Source organism: Agrobacterium sp. 22-214-1 (assembly GCF_053522465.1).
Genome location: NZ_JBNWCK010000005.1, coordinates 210,222 through 226,851, shown reverse-complemented (window position 1 = coordinate 226,851; position 16,630 = coordinate 210,222). Strand labels below are relative to the sequence as shown.

The window sequence follows — 16,630 nt, the reverse complement described above, 5'->3', positions numbered from 1 at the left end:
GTCTCGGGCCACGTTAAAAGCCATATCGGTTCCAGGAGGAGTTCATGTCTGCCAAAATCTACCCGGTTCTCAAATCGGCGAAGGCCCGCACGCTCATCGACAATGAGCGTTACCAGAAATGGTATCAGGAGAGCGTCGAGGATCCGGAAAAGTTCTGGGACAAGCACGGCCGGCGGATCGACTGGTTCAAGCCCTATACCAAGGTCAAGAACACGTCCTTCAAGGGCAGGGTGCCGATCAAGTGGTTCGAGGACGGCCTGACGAACGTTTCCTATAACTGTATCGACCGGCATCTGAAGACGCATGGCGAGCGCACGGCGATCATCTGGGAAGGCGACAACCCCTATATCGACAAGAAGATCACCTATAACCAGCTCTATGACTATGTCTGCCGTCTGGCGAATGTGCTGAAGAAGCACGGTGTCAAGAAGGGCGACCGCGTCACCATCTATATGCCGATGATACCCGAGGCGGCTTACGCGATGCTCGCCTGCGCCCGCATCGGCGCCATCCATTCCGTCGTGTTCGGCGGGTTCTCCCCGGAAGCGCTGGCAGGCCGCATCGTCGATTGCCAGTCCACCTTCGTCATCACCTGCGATGAGGGCGTGCGCGGCGGCAAGCCGATCCCGCTCAAGGAAAATACCGACAAGGCGATCGATATCGCCGCCAAACAATATGTCATCGTCAACAAGGTTCTGGTGGTGCGCCGCACCGGCGGCAAGACCGGCTGGGCGCCAGGCCGCGATATCTGGTACCATCAGGAAATCGCTACTGTGAAGCCGGATTGCCCGCCGGTGAAGATGCGTGCGGAAGACCCGCTATTCATCCTCTATACGTCCGGCTCCACCGGCAAGCCGAAGGGCGTGTTGCACACGACGGGCGGCTACCTCGTCTATACGTCGATGACGCATGAATATGTCTTCGACTACAAGGATGGTGAGGTTTTCTGGTGTACGGCCGATGTCGGCTGGGTCACCGGCCATTCCTATATCGTCTACGGGCCGCTTGCGAACTGCGCGACGACGCTGATGTTCGAAGGTGTTCCCAATTTCCCGGATCAGGGCCGTTTCTGGGAAGTCATCGACAAGCACAAGGTCAATATCTTCTACACCGCGCCGACAGCGCTCAGATCGCTGATGGGGGCGGGCGACCAGTTCGTCCAGCGCTCCTCGCGCGAGAGCCTGCGGCTTCTCGGGACAGTCGGCGAGCCGATCAATCCGGAAGCCTGGGAGTGGTATTACCATGTGGTCGGTGAGGACAAGAGCCCGATCGTCGACACCTGGTGGCAGACGGAAACCGGCGGCATTCTCATTTCGCCTCTGCCGGGCGCGACCGATCTGAAACCCGGTTCGGCCACAAGGCCGTTCTTCGGTGTGCAGCCGCAGCTCGTCGATGCCGAGGGCAATGTGCTGGAAGGACCCGCCGACGGCAATCTCTGCATCATCGATAGCTGGCCGGGCCAGTCGCGCTCCGTCTATGGCGATCATCAGCGCTTTGTCGATACATATTTCTCGACCTACAAGGGCAAGTACTTCACCGGCGACGGTTGCCGGCGTGACGAGGACGGTTATTACTGGATCACCGGCCGCGTCGATGACGTGCTGAACGTTTCCGGTCATCGCCTCGGCACGGCCGAGGTGGAATCGGCGCTGGTGTCGCACCACCTTGTTTCGGAAGCAGCCGTGGTGGGTTACCCGCATGCCATCAAGGGCCAGGGCATTTATTGTTATGTCACGCTGATGGCGGGCCAGAATGGCGACTATGCGTTGCGCGAGGAGCTGGTGAAGCACGTGCGCAACGAGATTGGGCCGGTTGCGACACCTGACAAGATCCAGTTCGCGCCGGGTCTGCCCAAGACCCGCTCGGGCAAGATCATGCGGCGCATCCTGCGCAAGATCGCCGAGGACGACTTTGGTGCGCTGGGGGATACGTCGACGCTCGCCGATCCGGCGGTGGTCGAAGACCTCATCGCCAACCGGCAGAACCGCACCGCGTCCTGATCTTCTGGAAAGGCTGCTTCGGCAGCCTTTTTCCATCTGTGATTTTCACAAACAAAAACACCCGGAGGCGGAACCTCCGGGTGTTTTCAATTGTATCCGGTAAGGATTACTGGCCGCGGATCTTCTTCAGGTCCGCCAGAACGGCGTCGACGACGTCTGCGCCGATCTCAGCCTTGTGCTTTTCGTAGACGACCATCGACTTTTCGCGGATACGGGTCTGCTCTTCGGCAGACAGCGTGTTCACTTCGAGGCCGGCAGCCTTGATCTTCTCCAGCGACTTCTGGTTCAGGTCGCGGATGACCTTGCGCTCTTCGTCGCGGCCGACGACTGCGCATTCACGCAGGGCGGCCTGTTCTTCGGGCGTGTAGCTGTCGAAGATCGGCTTGGAGAAGAGGAAGAGGAACGGCGTATAGGCGTGGTTCGTCTCCGTGATGTATTTCTGCACTTCGTAGAACTTCGAGGTGTCGATCGTCACATAGGGGTTTTCCTGCGCGTCGATCGCGTTGGTTTCCAGCGCCGAGAAGACTTCGCCGAAGGCCATCGGCGTTGCATTGGCGCCGAGGTTCTGGAAGGTGTCGAGGAAGATGTTGTTCTGCATCACGCGAACCTTGAGGCCCGAGAAGTCTTCCCACTTGTTCACGGCATGCTTGGAGTTCGACAGGTTGCGGAAGCCGTTTTCCCAGTAGGCCAGGTTTACGAGGCCCTGTTCTTCCAGCTTCTTGTTCATCATGTCGCCGAAGGCGCCGTCCATGACGGCATCGGCTTCCTTGGCGTTGGCGAAGAGGAACGGCAGGTCGAAGACGCCGAGCGACGGGATGAGACCGACGAGCGGCGACGAGGACGTTACGACCGCTTCCTGAACGCCGGAGCGCAGGGCCTGCGTCGCCTGAAGGTCACCGCCGAGAGCGCCGCCCCAGAATGCCGTCAGCTTCAGCTTGCCGCCGGACTTGTCGTCAAGGCAGGCCTGCATCGCCTTGATGCCGTTGCCGACCGGGTGATCCTGGTTGATGCCGTTCGAAACGCGGATATTGCGGCTGTTGAATTCGGCCATTGCCGGAGCGGCGGCGCCAACTGCGAAAGCGATGGCCGTGGTGGTCAGAAGAAGCTTTCTCATAATATCCTCCCTTGGATTGTTTGCGAGAAGCAGGTTGAATTAACGGAGATACTGCAGCGGTACGAGGACGATGTCCGGGAAAATCACCAGCAGCGCCAGTACGATGGTTTCGGCAACGAGGAACGGCCATACGCCAACCGTCACCTTGCCGAGCGGGATGCGGCCGACGCCGCTGACGACGTTCAGCACCACGCCAACCGGAGGGGTAATCAGGCCGATGGCGTTGTTGATGATGAAGAGAACGCCGAAATAGACCGGGTCGATGCCCGCCTGTTTGACGATGGGCATCAGAACAGGCGTCAGGATCAGGATGGTCGGCGTCAGGTCGAGTGCGGTTCCGACAATGAAGACCAGCACCATCATTGCGGCCATCAGAAGCATCGGGCGGTCGATCAGCGGCTCGATATAGCCTGCGACTTCGTTCGGAATGTTTGCTGCCGTGATAAGCCATGCGGATACGAGTGCCGCGCAAACCAGGAACATGATGATGGACGTGCTCTTGGCGGCGCGCAGAAGCACGTGGAACAGATCCGCCGGTTTCAGTTCGCGGTAGATCACCATACCGACGAAAAGCGCGTAGACAGCCGCAACGACGGCAGCTTCCGTCGGCGTCATGATGCCCGCCTTGATGCCGCCGAGAATGATGACAGGCATGCCGAGCGCCCAGCCGGCGCGAGCAGTGGCGGTCAAGCGTTCCTTGGCGGAGGTCTTCGGCAGCGGCTTGACGTTATCCTTGCGGACCACGATCAGCCAGGCGACGATCAGCGAAATGCCCATCAGAATGCCAGGAACGATACCTGCAAGGAAAAGCTGGGTGATCGAGACGTTGGCGGCAACACCGAAAACGATGAAGGCCATGGACGGGGGAATGACCGGGGCGATGATGCCGCCTGCAGCGATGAGGCCGCCGGAACGCGGAATATTGTAACCGGCCTTCGCCATCATCGGGATGAGGATTGCGGCAAGGGCTGCGGTATCGGCAGCGGCCGAGCCGGAAATGCTGGCCATGATGATGGCTGCAACGATGGCCACGATGCCGAGACCGCCACGGATATGACCGACGAGCGCGATTGCAAAGTCGATGATGCGGCGGGACAGACCGCCGGAATTCATCAGTTCGCCAGCCAGAATGAAGAAGGGGATGGCGAGCAGCGTGAAGGTGTCCGCGCCCGAAATCATGTTCTGGGCGATGATGGCGGTGTTGAACATGCCCATGTACCACATGAGCACGACGCCGCAGAACATCAGCGAGAAAGCGACGGGAACGCCAATCGCCATGGCTCCCAGCAGAGAGCCGACAAAAACGAGAAGTGTCATGGTATCAGCGCTCCGAAAGCTGTTCGATCGTCAGATTCTCGCCCGCGAACTGGGCGATTTCGTCTTCTGTCACGCCGCCCCTCAAGTAACGGTACAGGCGTTCCAGTGCGATGATGAACATCAGGCCGCCGGTGAACATGCCGACGCCATAGACCCAGATCATCGAAAGCTTGGTGACGGGCGCATGCATGCTGGCATTGATGCCGGACTGCTTCCAGGTGCCCCAGAAGAAGATGGCGGAACAGGCCAGAATGATGATGTTCGACACGATCATGCAGACGATGCGGGCGCGACGGGACAGGAACATCACGAGCGTTTCGATGCCCATGTGGCTGTTCTCACGGAAGGTCAGCACGGCGCCGATGAAGGTCAGCCACACGAAGAAATAACGCGACAGTTCTTCCGAGACGTTGATGCCGGAATTCATCGTATAACGCATGACGACGTTGACGAAGACCATGATCGACATGCCGGCGAGCAGCAGGACGAGAATGATTTCGAGAATCCGGTAAAAGAGATTGATGGTCTTTTGCATTTTCCCCTCCCGAAGAAATATCTAGAGCAGCCCTCGTTTCGCCAGGTTGCGCATCAGGGCCGCGGTGCCGAATGTCCATTCCGGGCATTCGTCGGTCGTGGTGACCCAGTTGATCAGCTTACCGAGCTTGGGCGTGGAGATTTCAACACGGTCACCCTTTGAATGGGTGAAACCGAGGCCTGGGCCATGGCGATCCTTCACCGGCGCGAACATCGTGCCGAGGAAAAAGACGGCGCCGTCAGGATATTGATGGTTACGGTTCAATAGCTGCGAAGCGAGGTTTTCCGGCGTGCGGCTGATCGCTTCCATGGGGCTCACACCCGTCATGGTGAAACCGTCTTCGCCTTCGACCAGAAGCGATATCTGCGACTTCTTCACATCTTCAATGGTGAAGTTGCCGTCGAACAGGCGGATAAAGGGACCGATCGCGCAGGACGCATTGTTGTCCTTCGCCTTGCTGAGCAGCAGGGCGGAACGACCTTCGAAATCGCGCAGGTTGACGTCGTTGCCGAGCGTCGCGCCAACGATGCGGCCGTCGGAGGTGATGGCCAGCACCACTTCCGGCTCCGGGTTGTTCCATTGCGATTTCGGGTGAACGCCGATCAGCGCGCCGCAACCGACGGAAGCCATGGCCTGCGCCTTGGAGAATATTTCCGCATCCGGTCCGATGCCCACTTCCAGATATTGCGACCAGAGGCCCATTTCCTGGAGCAGTTTCTTCACTTCGGCAGCTTTTTCGGAGCCGGCCTCAAGTCCCTTGAGATTGTCGCCGAGAACCGGCGCGAGCCGTCCGCGAATTTCCTGCGCACGCAGCGGATCGCCCTTGGCCTGCTCCTCGATCACGCGTTCCAGCATGCTGTCGGCGAAGGTGACGCCGGCGGCCTTCACGGCCTGAATGTCGTTGGGGGCAAGGAGTTCGCCGGCGGACCCGTCCAGAAACGCCTCCAGTGCGCCGAGTGCGACGAAAGTGCCGGTGTCGGCGAGCCGCTCCACCAGATCGGTCTTTTCCAGAAGTTCGGACATGGTAGGGGAAATCGAAGTGAGGTCATAAAGCACGCCGCCCTTCAGCAGGACGGGGCAGGGGCCGCCTTCGCTTTTCGACCAGACGCGGCCGACGAGCAGCGCGTTTTCGAAATCTTCAGGCAAAATTGCGGTAGCGTCGATGGACCTTATACCGGTCATGTAGTCCTCCCCTTCAGCATCCGACAGGCCGCCTCCTGCGGTCTTATTGTCTGGATGTCTGACAACTTAATCCCATTCTTCTTAGTATGACTTTTGTTACGAGTCTAGCGGCCTTGCCGACAAAATTATCGTGTTTCGCGTCTCAATTCTCGTAAAGCCGTAAACCTGTCCTATAGCTTTACCGGCATGCACATTGCTGCTCAGAAGATATCCAGTTCGAGATTGACCCGGCTGGCTGCGCCGATCAGGTGCTTGCGCATGGCGTTCTTGGCGGCAGTGGCATCGGCCTTCTCCACGGCTTCGTAGATTGCCACATGTTCGGCGATCGTCACCTCAAGAATTTCACCAAAAACCGCACGCGAAAAAGCAATGTTGATGGCGGAGCTGATGCGTTCTGCGATGAAGCCGAGGAACATCAGGAAATATTCGTTCTCAGTCGCTTCCGCCAGAATGCGGTGGAAGTCGAGATCGGCGGCAACGCCTTCCGTCGACCAGTCATCGGCGGTTTTCATCTTTTCCAAGGCTGTCGCCAGCCGCGTCAGCTGCTGCGGGCTGCGGTGCAGTGCGGCCAGCCCCGCCGCTTCTATTTCCAGCGGCATACGAAGCTGGAAAAGATCGCGGAAATTTTCCGGGTCGTTCAACCGGGACCGCTCGATGCGGATGGACAGTCTTTGCCGGGGATCGGTGACGAATGCGCCCACGCCCTGCCGGGTTTCGACAAAACCTTCGTTGCGCAATTGTGCGATCGCTTCGCGGATGACCGAACGGCTGACCCCGAAGGTTTTTGCCAGAACATGTTCGGTCGGCAGCCTGTCACCCGGTCCGAGCTTCGAATCATTGATTTCGCGCGCAATCTCCGCGGCGATCCGGCCGGGCAGATGATCGTTGCGATGTATCTGATTGAACTCCAGCGTCATGGTTGCTCCCGTTCCACAGAAACGATTGGGTCGTTTTCCCGCGGCAGGCGACTTCCTCCTTCGCCGTCAGCGGGGGTTTCAAAGGCGGCGTTTTCGGCCGCCTTTGCCGTTCCTCGATTAGCTATCCGGTTGCAGGGTTATCTGGCAACCGGGATTCATCCGCAAATCAGGGTCGAAGGTGTTTTTCAGGCCGGTGATCATCCGGCGCTGTACGTCGGATAGCCGGCTTTCGAAATCGGAGCGTTTCAGGCGGCCGATGCCGTGCTCGGCGCTGATGCTGCCGACGTAACGGTCGAGGACCTCGTTGACGAGTGTCTTGGACTTGTAGATGAAGGCGTCTCGCTCTTCCGGCGTCGAACCGTTCGGCGGCAGCACGTTGAGGTGGACGTTGCCGTCTCCGACATGGCCATAGGAAACCGCCAGGCACTCCGGCAGTTTTTCCGCCAGTTCCGCCTCGGCTTCGGCCACGAAAGCCGCAAGTTTCGACAAAGGTACGGAAATGTCGGTACGCATATGCGCACCCCGCAGCGCTTGGCCTTCGTTCATGCCTTCGCGGAACAGCCAGAGCGATTGCGCCTGTGCCCGTGAAGAAGCGATCACGCCGTCCAGCACCAGGCCGTCTTCCATGACGCCCTCGAGGAAGCGTCCCATCAGGTCGGCCGTGTCCACCAGACCGGAGCCTGAAATTTCCATCAGCACATAAGCGGGGTAATCGCCGGCAATCGGCATTTTCAGGTCGGGGATCGCTTCGATCGCCAGCGTGAAAGCGACAGGCGGCATGAATTCGAAGGCGGACATCAGGTCGCAGCATTCGCGACGGGCGCGGCGGTAAAGCTTGATGGCATCGTCAAGCGAATTGAGGCCGAGCAGCGCCGTCTCGACATGTTCGGGATTGGGGTAAAGCTTGACGGCAATGGCGGTGATGATGCCGAGCGTTCCTTCCGCACCGATGAAGAGCTGCTTCAGATCGATGCCGCGATTGTCCTTGCGCAGCGTGGATAGCCCGTTCCAGATGGTGCCGTCAGGCAATACGACTTCCAGACCCAGCACCAGTTCGCGGGTCATGCCGTAGCGCAGGACATTGATGCCGCCGGCATTGGTGGAGACGTTGCCGCCGATGCGGCAGCTGCCCTGTGCACCGAGCGACAGAGGGAAAAACATGCCCTTGTCCTGAACGGCATCCTTGAATTCCGAGAGAATGCAGCCAGCTTCCACGACGGCGGAAAAATCGTCGCTATCTATGGTGCGGATGGCGTTCATGCGCTCGAGGCTCAATACGACCTGATGCTTGGGGGCATCGGGAATGCCGCCGAGCACCAGTCCGGTGTTGCCGCCCTGGGGGATGATGGCGAGGCCGAGTTCCGCGCAGGCGCGAACGGTGTCGGAGACTTCCTTGGTCGACCGGGGACGGATGACGGCCACGGCCGAGCTGGTGACATCGCCGTGCCAGTCGCGGCAATAGCGCAGCATGTCTTCCTGCGATGTCAGCAGCAAAGCCTCGCCGAGCCTGTTCTTCAACGAGAACCGCAATTCCTCGATATTGGTTTCGCTCACGATCGTCATTCCACCCTCTCCGTCCAATCCGCCCTAAGTTTCCGGACAGGGCTCTTTCGCCCTTGCTTTTGCCGGTTTGTGAAAAAATACTATTTTCAATCCGATCATATAAGGTTATCAGACAACCTTACAAGCTAATTTATCGGCGACTGGCCGATGATGTTTTTTCGGTCCCGGGAGAATGGCCGGGACAAAGAGGAGGAAGACATGCATATCGCAATCATCGGCGCCGCAGGCATGGTTGGCCGCAAGCTGACGCAGCGTCTCGTCAAGGATGGATCGCTTGGCGGCAAGCCGATCGACAAGTTCACGCTTATCGACGTGTTCCAGCCCGAAGCGCCCGCCGGTTTTTCCGGTACCGTCGATGCGCGTGCCGCCGATCTCTCCGCGCCGGGTGAGGCCGAAAAGCTGATTGAAGCCCGCCCCGATGCCATTTTTCACCTCGCCGCCATCGTCTCCGGTGAAGCCGAGCTCGATTTTGACAAGGGCTACCGCATCAATCTCGATGGTACGCGTTATCTCTTCGATGCCATCCGCATCGCCAATGGCAAGGATGGTTATAAGCCGCGCGTGGTCTTCACCTCGTCCATCGCCGTTTTCGGTGCGCCGCTTCCCTATCCGATCCCGGATGAATTCCACACCACGCCGCTGACCAGCTACGGTACGCAAAAGGCGATCTGCGAATTGCTGCTGTCCGACTACAGCCGCCGCGGTTTCTTTGACGGCATCGGTATTCGCCTGCCGACCATCTGCATTCGTCCCGGCAAGCCGAATGCGGCTGCTTCCGGCTTCTTCTCCAATATTCTGCGCGAGCCGCTGGTCGGCCAGGAAGCGGTTCTGCCGGTGCCGGAAAGCATTCGCCACTGGCACGCTTCGCCACGTTCCGCCGTCGGTTTCCTGATCCATGGCGCAACGATCAATGTTGAAAAGGTCGGCCCGCGCCGCAATCTGTCGATGCCCGGCCTCAGCGCCACCGTCGGCGAGCAGATCGAGGCGCTGCGCAAGGTCGCGGGCGAAAAGGCCGTTGCCCTCATCCGCCGCGAGCCGAATGAGATGATCATGCGCATGTGCGAAGGCTGGGCCCCCAGTTTCGAGGCCAAGCGCGCCCGCGAACTGGGCTTCACGGCCGAAAGCTCCTTCGAAGAGATCATTCAGGTTCATATCGAGGACGAACTGGGAGGTTCACTGAAATGAGTGTCGACGGGGAGGAGAAGAGGCGGTCTGTCGCCTTTATCGGCACGGGCCTGATGGGCGGGCCGATGGCCAAGCGTCTGCTGGGCGCCGGCTTTTCGGTCACGGTCTGGAACCGTAGCGTCGATAAGGCCGAGGCGCTTGTTGCCGATGGCGCGGTCGTCGCGGCATCGCCGGCGGAGGCCGCCAGGGGTGCCGATATCGTCATCACCATGCTGAGCGACGGCAAGGCTGTAGGCGAGGTGCTGTTTGAGGCCGGAGTGGCCGAAGCGCTGAAAAAGGGTGCGGTCGTCATCGACAGCAGTTCGATTGCGCCGCCGATTGCACGTGAACACTCCTCCCGGCTTGAGGCGATGGGCATTCATCATGTCGACGCGCCGGTTTCCGGCGGTGTGCCGGGCGCGACCGCCGGTACGCTCGCCATCATGGCCGGTGGCGATGAGGCGTTGATCTCGGGTCTTGCCGATGTTTTCGCGCCGATGGGCCGGCTCACCTATGTCGGTCCCTCGGGCGCGGGCCAGCTCTGCAAGCTCGCCAACCAGCAGATCGTCGCCATCACCATCGGCGCGGTTGCCGAGGCGATGATGCTGGTGGAAGCGGGCGGCGCATCGCGTGAAGGGTTCCGCAACGCCATTCGCGGCGGTTTTGCCGAAAGCCGGATCCTGGAGCTGCATGGCGACCGCATGGTGAAGCGCAATTTCGTGCCGGGCGGTCCCTCCAAGTTCCAGCTCAAGGATCTGAATGGCGTGCTGGCGACGGCGAAGGATTTGTCTCTCAACCTGCCGCTTACCCAGCAGGTGACGCGGGAATTCGACGACTTCGTCGGTGACGGCGGTGCCGATATCGACCATAGCGGCATCCTGCTTTACCTCGAAAAACTAAACAACCGGGAACAGGGCTGAGGCAGGCTTATGAGCGACGAGAAGACACCGATGCGCCGTTTGCGGTCGCAGGACTGGTTCGACAATCCCGACCATCTCGACATGACGGCGCTCTATCTGGAGCGCTTCATGAATTACGGCGTGACGCCGGAAGAACTGCGTTCCGGCAAGCCGGTCATCGGCATCGCCCAGAGCGGCAGCGACCTGACGCCTTGTAACCGCGTCCATGTGGAACTGGTCAAGCGGGTGCGGGACGGCATCCGCGATGCGGGCGGCATTCCCATCGAGTTTCCGACCCATCCGATGTTCGAAAACTGCAAGCGCCCGACGGCGGCGCTCGACCGCAATCTCGCTTATCTTAGCCTTGTGGAAGTGCTTTACGGTTATCCGCTCGATGGCGCCGTTTTGACCACGGGCTGCGACAAGACCACGCCTTCAGCGCTGATGGCGGCAAGCACGGTCGATATTCCGGCCATCGTGCTTTCCGGCGGGCCGATGCTCGACGGCTACCATGATGGGGATCTGGTCGGTTCCGGCACGGTGATCTGGCGCATGCGCCGTAAATACGGCGCTGGCGAAATCACCCGCGAGGAATTCTTGCAGGCGGCGCTCGAATCCGCTCCTTCCGTCGGCCATTGCAACACCATGGGTACGGCGTCGACCATGAATGCCATGGCAGAGGCGCTCGGCATGTCGCTTACCGGCTGCGGCGCCATTCCCGCCGCTTACCGTGAACGCGGCCAGATGGCCTATCGCACTGGCCGCCGTGCCGTCGAGCTGGTTGTCGAGAACATCAAGCCCTCGGACATCATGACCCGAGAGGCATTTTTGAACGCGATCCGCGTCAACTCGGCAATCGGCGGTTCCACCAACGCCCAGCCGCATCTGGCAGCCATGGCGAAACATGCGGGTGTGGAGCTTCGCGAGGAAGACTGGCAGGTCCACGGTTACGACATTCCGCTCATCGCCAATGTCCAGCCAGCCGGCAAATGGCTGGGTGAAAAATACCACCGCGCCGGCGGCACGCCCGCCATCATGTGGGAGCTTCTGAAGGCCGGCAAGCTCGATGGAAACTGTCCGACCGTGACAGGTAAGACCATGGCAGAAAATCTGGAAGGCCGGGAATCCACCGACCGCGATGTGATCCTGCCTTATGACAAGCCGCTCAAGGAACGGGCCGGTTTCCTTGTCCTCAAAGGCAACCTGTTTGATTTCGCCATCATGAAGACGAGCGTGATCTCGGCGGAATTCCGCCAGCGTTATCTGAGCGAACCGGGCCGCGAGGGCATTTTCGAGGGCAAATGTGTGGTGTTCGATGGTTCGGAAGACTATCACGCCCGCATCAACGATCCGTCCCTCGATATCGATGAGCGCACCATTCTCGTCATTCGCGGTGCGGGACCGCTCGGCTGGCCGGGTTCGGCTGAGGTCGTCAACATGCAGCCGCCGGATGCGCTGTTGAAAAAGGGCATCACCAGCCTACCGACGATCGGCGACGGCCGGCAATCGGGAACGGCGGACAGCCCGTCCATCCTCAACGCCTCGCCGGAAAGTGCTGCCGGCGGTGGGCTGGCATGGCTCCGTACGGGGGATATGATCCGCATCGATTTCAATGAGGGCGAGTGCAATGCGCTGGTGCCGGATGAGGAGCTTGCCGCCCGCAAGGCCGATGGCATTCCCGCTGTTCCCGCGGATGCGACGCCATGGCAGCGCATCTACCGCCAGTCGGTGACCCAGCTTTCGGATGGCGCGGTTCTGGAAGGGGCCGCGGATTTCCGCCGGATCGCCGAGAAGATGCCCCGGCACAATCATTGATCACATATGACAAAATCCCCGGCTACGTCCGGGGATTTTTCTTTCCGGGCGGTTTCGCAATTGATTGCGACCTCTTAATGTATGCGCAAATCCGCATCACAGGGGCAGGACATGACAGATATTTCGATGATAGAAGCCGCGCGTGGGCGCATCGGCAACCATGCGGTTCGCACACCGCTTCTCTCATCGTCTTTTCTGGACGAGATTGCCGGGCGGAAGCTGTTCGTAAAGGCCGAATGCCTGCAAAGAACGGGTTCCTTCAAGTTTCGTGGCGGATGGTCGGCTGTCTCCGGCCTTCCGGCGGAAGTGCGCGCCAAGGGCGTGATCGCCTTTTCCTCCGGCAACCATGCGCAGGGCGTGGCGCTTGCCGCCCGGCTGCACAATGTCCCTGCCGTCATCATCATGCCGTCGGATGCGCCGAAGATCAAAATCGACAATACCCGCGCTTATGGCGCAGAGGTCGTGCTCTATGACCGGGCAAACGAGGACCGTGACGCCATCGGCGACCGCCTGTCGCGCGAGCGCGGGCTGACGCTGATCAAGCCATTCGACGAACCGCTGGTCATTGCCGGTCAGGGCACGGTGGGGCTGGAGATCGCCGAACAGGGCGCCGAGCTTGGCGTCGGTGCGGCCGAGGTTCTGGTGCCGTGCGGCGGCGGCGGTCTCACCTCCGGCATTTCGCTCGCGCTCGCCGCAAAGGCTCCGAATTACAAAGTAAGGACCGCCGAGCCCGAGAATTTCGATGACGTGGCGCGCTCGCTCGCCTCGGGCAAGATAGAGCGTAATGCTTCGACATCCGGTTCTGTCTGCGATGCGATCATCACACCGCAGCCCGGCAACATTACCTTCCCGATCATGGCGGGGCTTTGCGGGAGAGGCGTTGCCGTTACCGAGGAGGAAGCGCTGAGGGCGATGGTTCTCGCCTTCAACCGGCTGAAGATCGTTGTCGAACCCGGCGGCGCGGTGGCGCTGGCGGCGGCGCTGTTTCATGGCAACGAACTGGAAAGCGAAACGGTGATCGCAGTCGCTTCCGGCGGCAATGTCGATCCAGAGATCATGGTCGCCGCGCTGTCCCGTTTCGGCTGAGGTTGAGGTCAGGCCTCGAGCCGCGCCGCGACCTCATCGGCAATCGCCAGAGAGGCGGTGAGGCCGGGGCTTTCTATGCCGAAAAGATTGACGAGGCCGACAAGGCCATGCGTTTCCGGCCCCTCGATGCGGAAGTCCATGGCCGGTTCGTCCGGGCCGGAAATCTTCGGCCGGATTCCGGAATAGGCCGGGATCAGCGCGTTATCGGGAAGGCCCGGCCAATAGCGACGTATCGCATCGCCAAAACCCTCCATGCGGCGGGGATCGACGGCATAGTCGATGGTGTCCACCCACTCCACATCCGGCCCGAAACGGGCCTGGCCGGCGAGATCGAGCGTGAGATGCACGCCGAGGCCATGGGTGTGCGGTGCGGGGTAGATCAGCCGTGAAAAGGGCGACTTGCCGGCCAGCGAAAAATAGCTGCCCTTGGCGAAACGCGCCTGCGGGATCCCATCCTCCGGCAATCCTTCGATCTTTCTCGCCACCATGGGTGCAACAAGCCCGGCGGAATTGACGAGCAGCCGGCATGTCAGGCTGGTGGGCTCCGTTCCGCCGACATGAACGCGGAAACCATTGCCCATCGCCTCTGCCTTTTCGAAGGGTGCGTTCAGGGCAAGGACCGCGCCATGATCCTGCGCATCACCAAGCAGCGCCAGCATATAGCCGTGGCTATCGATGATACCGGTCGAGGGCGATATTAGGGCTGCGACGCAGGCGAGCGCGGGTTCGAGCAGGAGCGCCTGTCGCGCATCGATTAGCTCAAGGTCGTTGCAGCCGTTAGCTTTGCCTTTTTCGCGCAGGGTGGCGAGTATGGCCGTCTCTTCATCGCTCGTAGCGACGATGAGCTTGCCGCAGCGGCGATGTGCCACGCCATGGCTTTGGCAGAAGGCATAGAGCCCCTCCTTGCCCTCCACGCAAAGTCGGGCCTTGAGGCTTCCGGCCGGATAATAAAGCCCGGCGTGGATGACTTCGCTGTTGCGGGATGAGGTGGCAGAGCCGAATTCCTTCCCGCTTTCGAGGATGATGACGGAGAGGCCCCGCATCGCCAGTTCACGCGCTGTCGCGAGCCCTATCACCCCGGCTCCGATGATGATGGCGTCGATATCCGTCATGGTCTTTTCCGTGCCCGCCACCGGTTTTGAACGGAAATGCCCTCCACCGCGTTGATCCTGCGCAATGGGTAGATTGATGCTTGCCGGTGGGCAAGTCGCAATCGGTATTTTTCCCGATGCGCCAATCTTATGGAATTTTATCTCTACTGAAACAGTGGGGAATAAAGCTATTCTATAAGTGAAATAAGCAATGCCCGCTTTGAAGGGCCGAGCAGGAAGGGAGTGTACAATGTCTTATTCCAAGGCAGGAAAAGTAAAAGACTTTGTCTCGCAGCCCCAGTCGCCGCGAAACTGGAAAGATTCGGTTCATGCGGCTCTTGTCGGCGTCTGCGTGGCTTTTGTCGCTGCGGTCATTTTCGGACTCGTTCCCTGATCCTCCCGATTTTCTCATCAGGTAATTTGAGAATAAAAGGCCGGTCGCTCCTCCGACCGGCCTTTTTCATGCCCATTCACGCCTTCAGGTAATCTTCCGCCAGATCGACCCAGAATGCGGTTCCGATCGGCAGGATATCGTCGTTGAAGTCGAATTTCGGATGGTGCAGCGGCGGGTCGTTATCCGTGCGGGCGGTGCCGAGGAAGAAATAACAGCCGGGTCGTTTCTCCAGCATATAGGCGAAGTCTTCCGCACCCATCGATGGGCGCTGCATCTCGGCCACCTTTTCAGGGCCGGCAAAACGCCGGGCGAGATCGGCGACATAATCCGTTTCCGCCTTGTGGTTGACGGTTGCATTATAACCGCGCTCGTAATCGATGGTGACGCTCATGCCGTAGCTGGCCGCCTGGCCTTCGGCTATCGCCCGGATGCGCTTTTCCAGCTCGTCGCGCACGCCCGGATCGAAGGAGCGGATGGTCAGCAGCATTTCCGCCGTTTCGGGAATGACATTGCTGGCAGCACCGGCATGGAACGCGCCAACGGTGACGACCGCCGATAATTGCGGATGGATGTTGCGGGACACCACGGTTTGCAGCGCCATGATGATGCTTGCGCCGGCAACGATGGGGTCGGCCGCATCCTGCGGTTCGGCGCCGTGGCCGCCGTAACCGTTGACGGTAATCTTGCACTCGTCGACGGCGGCGAGGATCGGCCCGTCGCGTAGCACGAATTGCCCGAAGGGCACGCCGGGGTCGTTATGAAGGGCAAAAACCGCATCGCAGGGAAAACGTTCGAACAGTCCGTCCTCGATCATGATGCGGGCGCCGCCGAAGTTCTCTTCCGCCGGCTGGAAGATCAGATGCAGGGTTCCATCGAAATTTTTGCGCTCGGCAATGATCTTTGCCGCACCAAGCAGCATGGCGGTGTGGCCGTCATGGCCGCAGGCATGCATCACGCCCTGATTGGCGCTCGCATAATCCGCACCGGTTTCTTCATGGATCGGCAGGGCGTCGATATCGGCGCGGATGCCGAGCGTGCGGGTGCTGTCGCCATTGCTGAGCGTGGCGACGACACCGGTTCCGGCTAGTCCCCGCGTGACCTCATAACCCATTGCCGCCAACTGTTCGGCAATAAAATCCGACGTCTTGAACTCCGAAAGGCCGATTTCGGGGTTTCGGTGCAGGTGGCGGCGAATGGCCACCACATCCGGCATATGGTTGGCAAAGGATGCGAGATTTGCGGTCTGTCTGGTCATTTTTAAAGTCCCGGGTTCGGCCGTTTTTTCCGGCGTCTTTTGTAAATGACATAGCAGCATATGCAGCCATGCGTAAGGGGCGTAGCCTGCCCGGAAATGCCCCGAAATTCAGCGCTTGCATCGTGCCGCGACAGGTGGCATGGAACTATTGACGTCCTGGGGCATTAGCTTCTTTCGGATGTAGCGCGGGCCTCTCGGTTCGTGTTGCCCTTCAGGTTGTCAACGGGGGATTATCGGACGTTGCGCGAACAATTTTCGCCATCGGGGAGGGTGCGAAATCCGGTCGGAACGGCATTGC

At 60.0% G+C, this 16,630-nt stretch carries 14 protein-coding genes; 6 read left to right on the top strand and 8 right to left on the bottom strand.

Annotation, left to right across the window (positions count from 1 at the left end; all coding sequences use genetic code 11):
• Positions 1 to 44: 44 nt before the first annotated feature.
• A complete protein-coding gene (acs, locus tag ACQZ5G_RS18805; protein ID WP_003520300.1) occupies positions 45 to 2,000 on the top strand; it encodes an acetate--CoA ligase in 1,956 nt (651 codons plus the stop codon).
• Positions 2,001 to 2,106: 106 nt separating this feature from the next.
• Here acs and ACQZ5G_RS18800 read toward each other — a convergent pair whose 3' ends face one another.
• From ACQZ5G_RS18800 to ACQZ5G_RS18775, 6 genes are all read right to left on the bottom strand, one after another.
• A complete protein-coding gene (locus tag ACQZ5G_RS18800; protein ID WP_174057509.1) occupies positions 2,107 to 3,114 on the bottom strand; it encodes a TRAP transporter substrate-binding protein in 1,008 nt (335 codons plus the stop codon).
• Positions 3,115 to 3,153: 39 nt separating this feature from the next.
• On the bottom strand, positions 3,154 to 4,431 hold the full coding sequence (locus ACQZ5G_RS18795; protein WP_003520302.1) for a TRAP transporter large permease: 1,278 nt from the start codon (positions 4,429 to 4,431) through the stop codon (positions 3,154 to 3,156).
• Positions 4,432 to 4,435: 4 nt separating this feature from the next.
• Entirely contained in the window at positions 4,436 to 4,966 is a 531-nt protein-coding gene (locus tag ACQZ5G_RS18790; RefSeq protein ID WP_448738007.1) for a TRAP transporter small permease, read from the bottom strand.
• Between the two features lie 21 nt (positions 4,967 to 4,987).
• Positions 4,988 to 6,148 carry a fumarylacetoacetate hydrolase family protein gene (locus tag ACQZ5G_RS18785; RefSeq protein WP_448738006.1) on the bottom strand — a complete coding sequence of 387 codons (1,161 nt, stop codon included), beginning with the start codon at positions 6,146 to 6,148 and terminating at the stop codon, positions 4,988 to 4,990.
• Positions 6,149 to 6,348: 200 nt separating this feature from the next.
• A complete protein-coding gene (locus ACQZ5G_RS18780) occupies positions 6,349 to 7,065 on the bottom strand; it encodes a FadR/GntR family transcriptional regulator (protein ID WP_125145354.1) in 717 nt (238 codons plus the stop codon).
• Positions 7,066 to 7,182: 117 nt separating this feature from the next.
• The gene (locus ACQZ5G_RS18775) at positions 7,183 to 8,628 is read right to left on the bottom strand and encodes an FAD-binding oxidoreductase (protein ID WP_448738005.1); all 1,446 of its coding nucleotides are present in this window, start codon (positions 8,626 to 8,628) and stop codon (positions 7,183 to 7,185) included.
• 198 nt (positions 8,629 to 8,826) lie between these two features.
• Between ACQZ5G_RS18775 and denD the strand changes: the two genes are divergently transcribed.
• From denD to ACQZ5G_RS18755, 4 genes are all read left to right on the top strand, one after another.
• The gene (gene denD, locus ACQZ5G_RS18770) at positions 8,827 to 9,813 is read left to right on the top strand and encodes a D-erythronate dehydrogenase (protein ID WP_448738004.1); all 987 of its coding nucleotides are present in this window, start codon (positions 8,827 to 8,829) and stop codon (positions 9,811 to 9,813) included.
• On the top strand, positions 9,810 to 10,712 hold the full coding sequence (locus tag ACQZ5G_RS18765; RefSeq protein ID WP_448738003.1) for an NAD(P)-dependent oxidoreductase: 903 nt from the start codon (positions 9,810 to 9,812) through the stop codon (positions 10,710 to 10,712). The genes denD and ACQZ5G_RS18765 overlap by 4 nt, the downstream gene beginning before the upstream one ends.
• 9 nt (positions 10,713 to 10,721) lie before the next feature.
• Positions 10,722 to 12,506 (top strand): IlvD/Edd family dehydratase, encoded by a 1,785-nt coding sequence (locus ACQZ5G_RS18760; protein WP_448738002.1) that lies wholly within the window; start codon positions 10,722 to 10,724, stop codon positions 12,504 to 12,506.
• 111 nt (positions 12,507 to 12,617) lie between these two features.
• Positions 12,618 to 13,592 (top strand): threonine ammonia-lyase, encoded by a 975-nt coding sequence (locus tag ACQZ5G_RS18755; RefSeq protein WP_448738001.1) that lies wholly within the window; start codon positions 12,618 to 12,620, stop codon positions 13,590 to 13,592.
• An 8-nt stretch (positions 13,593 to 13,600) separates the two neighbouring features.
• On the opposite strand, the gene ACQZ5G_RS18750 is transcribed toward ACQZ5G_RS18755, so the two are convergent.
• On the bottom strand, positions 13,601 to 14,704 hold the full coding sequence (locus tag ACQZ5G_RS18750) for an NAD(P)/FAD-dependent oxidoreductase (RefSeq protein WP_448738000.1): 1,104 nt from the start codon (positions 14,702 to 14,704) through the stop codon (positions 13,601 to 13,603).
• A 229-nt stretch (positions 14,705 to 14,933) separates the two neighbouring features.
• Here ACQZ5G_RS18750 and ACQZ5G_RS18745 point away from each other — a divergent pair, with 229 nt between their 5' ends.
• Positions 14,934 to 15,077 carry a hypothetical protein gene (locus ACQZ5G_RS18745; RefSeq protein ID WP_003505150.1) on the top strand — a complete coding sequence of 48 codons (144 nt, stop codon included), beginning with the start codon at positions 14,934 to 14,936 and terminating at the stop codon, positions 15,075 to 15,077.
• 76 nt (positions 15,078 to 15,153) lie between these two features.
• On the opposite strand, the gene ACQZ5G_RS18740 is transcribed toward ACQZ5G_RS18745, so the two are convergent.
• Positions 15,154 to 16,332, bottom strand: coding sequence for a M20 aminoacylase family protein (locus ACQZ5G_RS18740; RefSeq protein WP_269828531.1), 1,179 nt, complete (start codon positions 16,330 to 16,332; stop codon positions 15,154 to 15,156).
• Between the last annotated feature and the right edge of the window lie 298 nt (positions 16,333 to 16,630).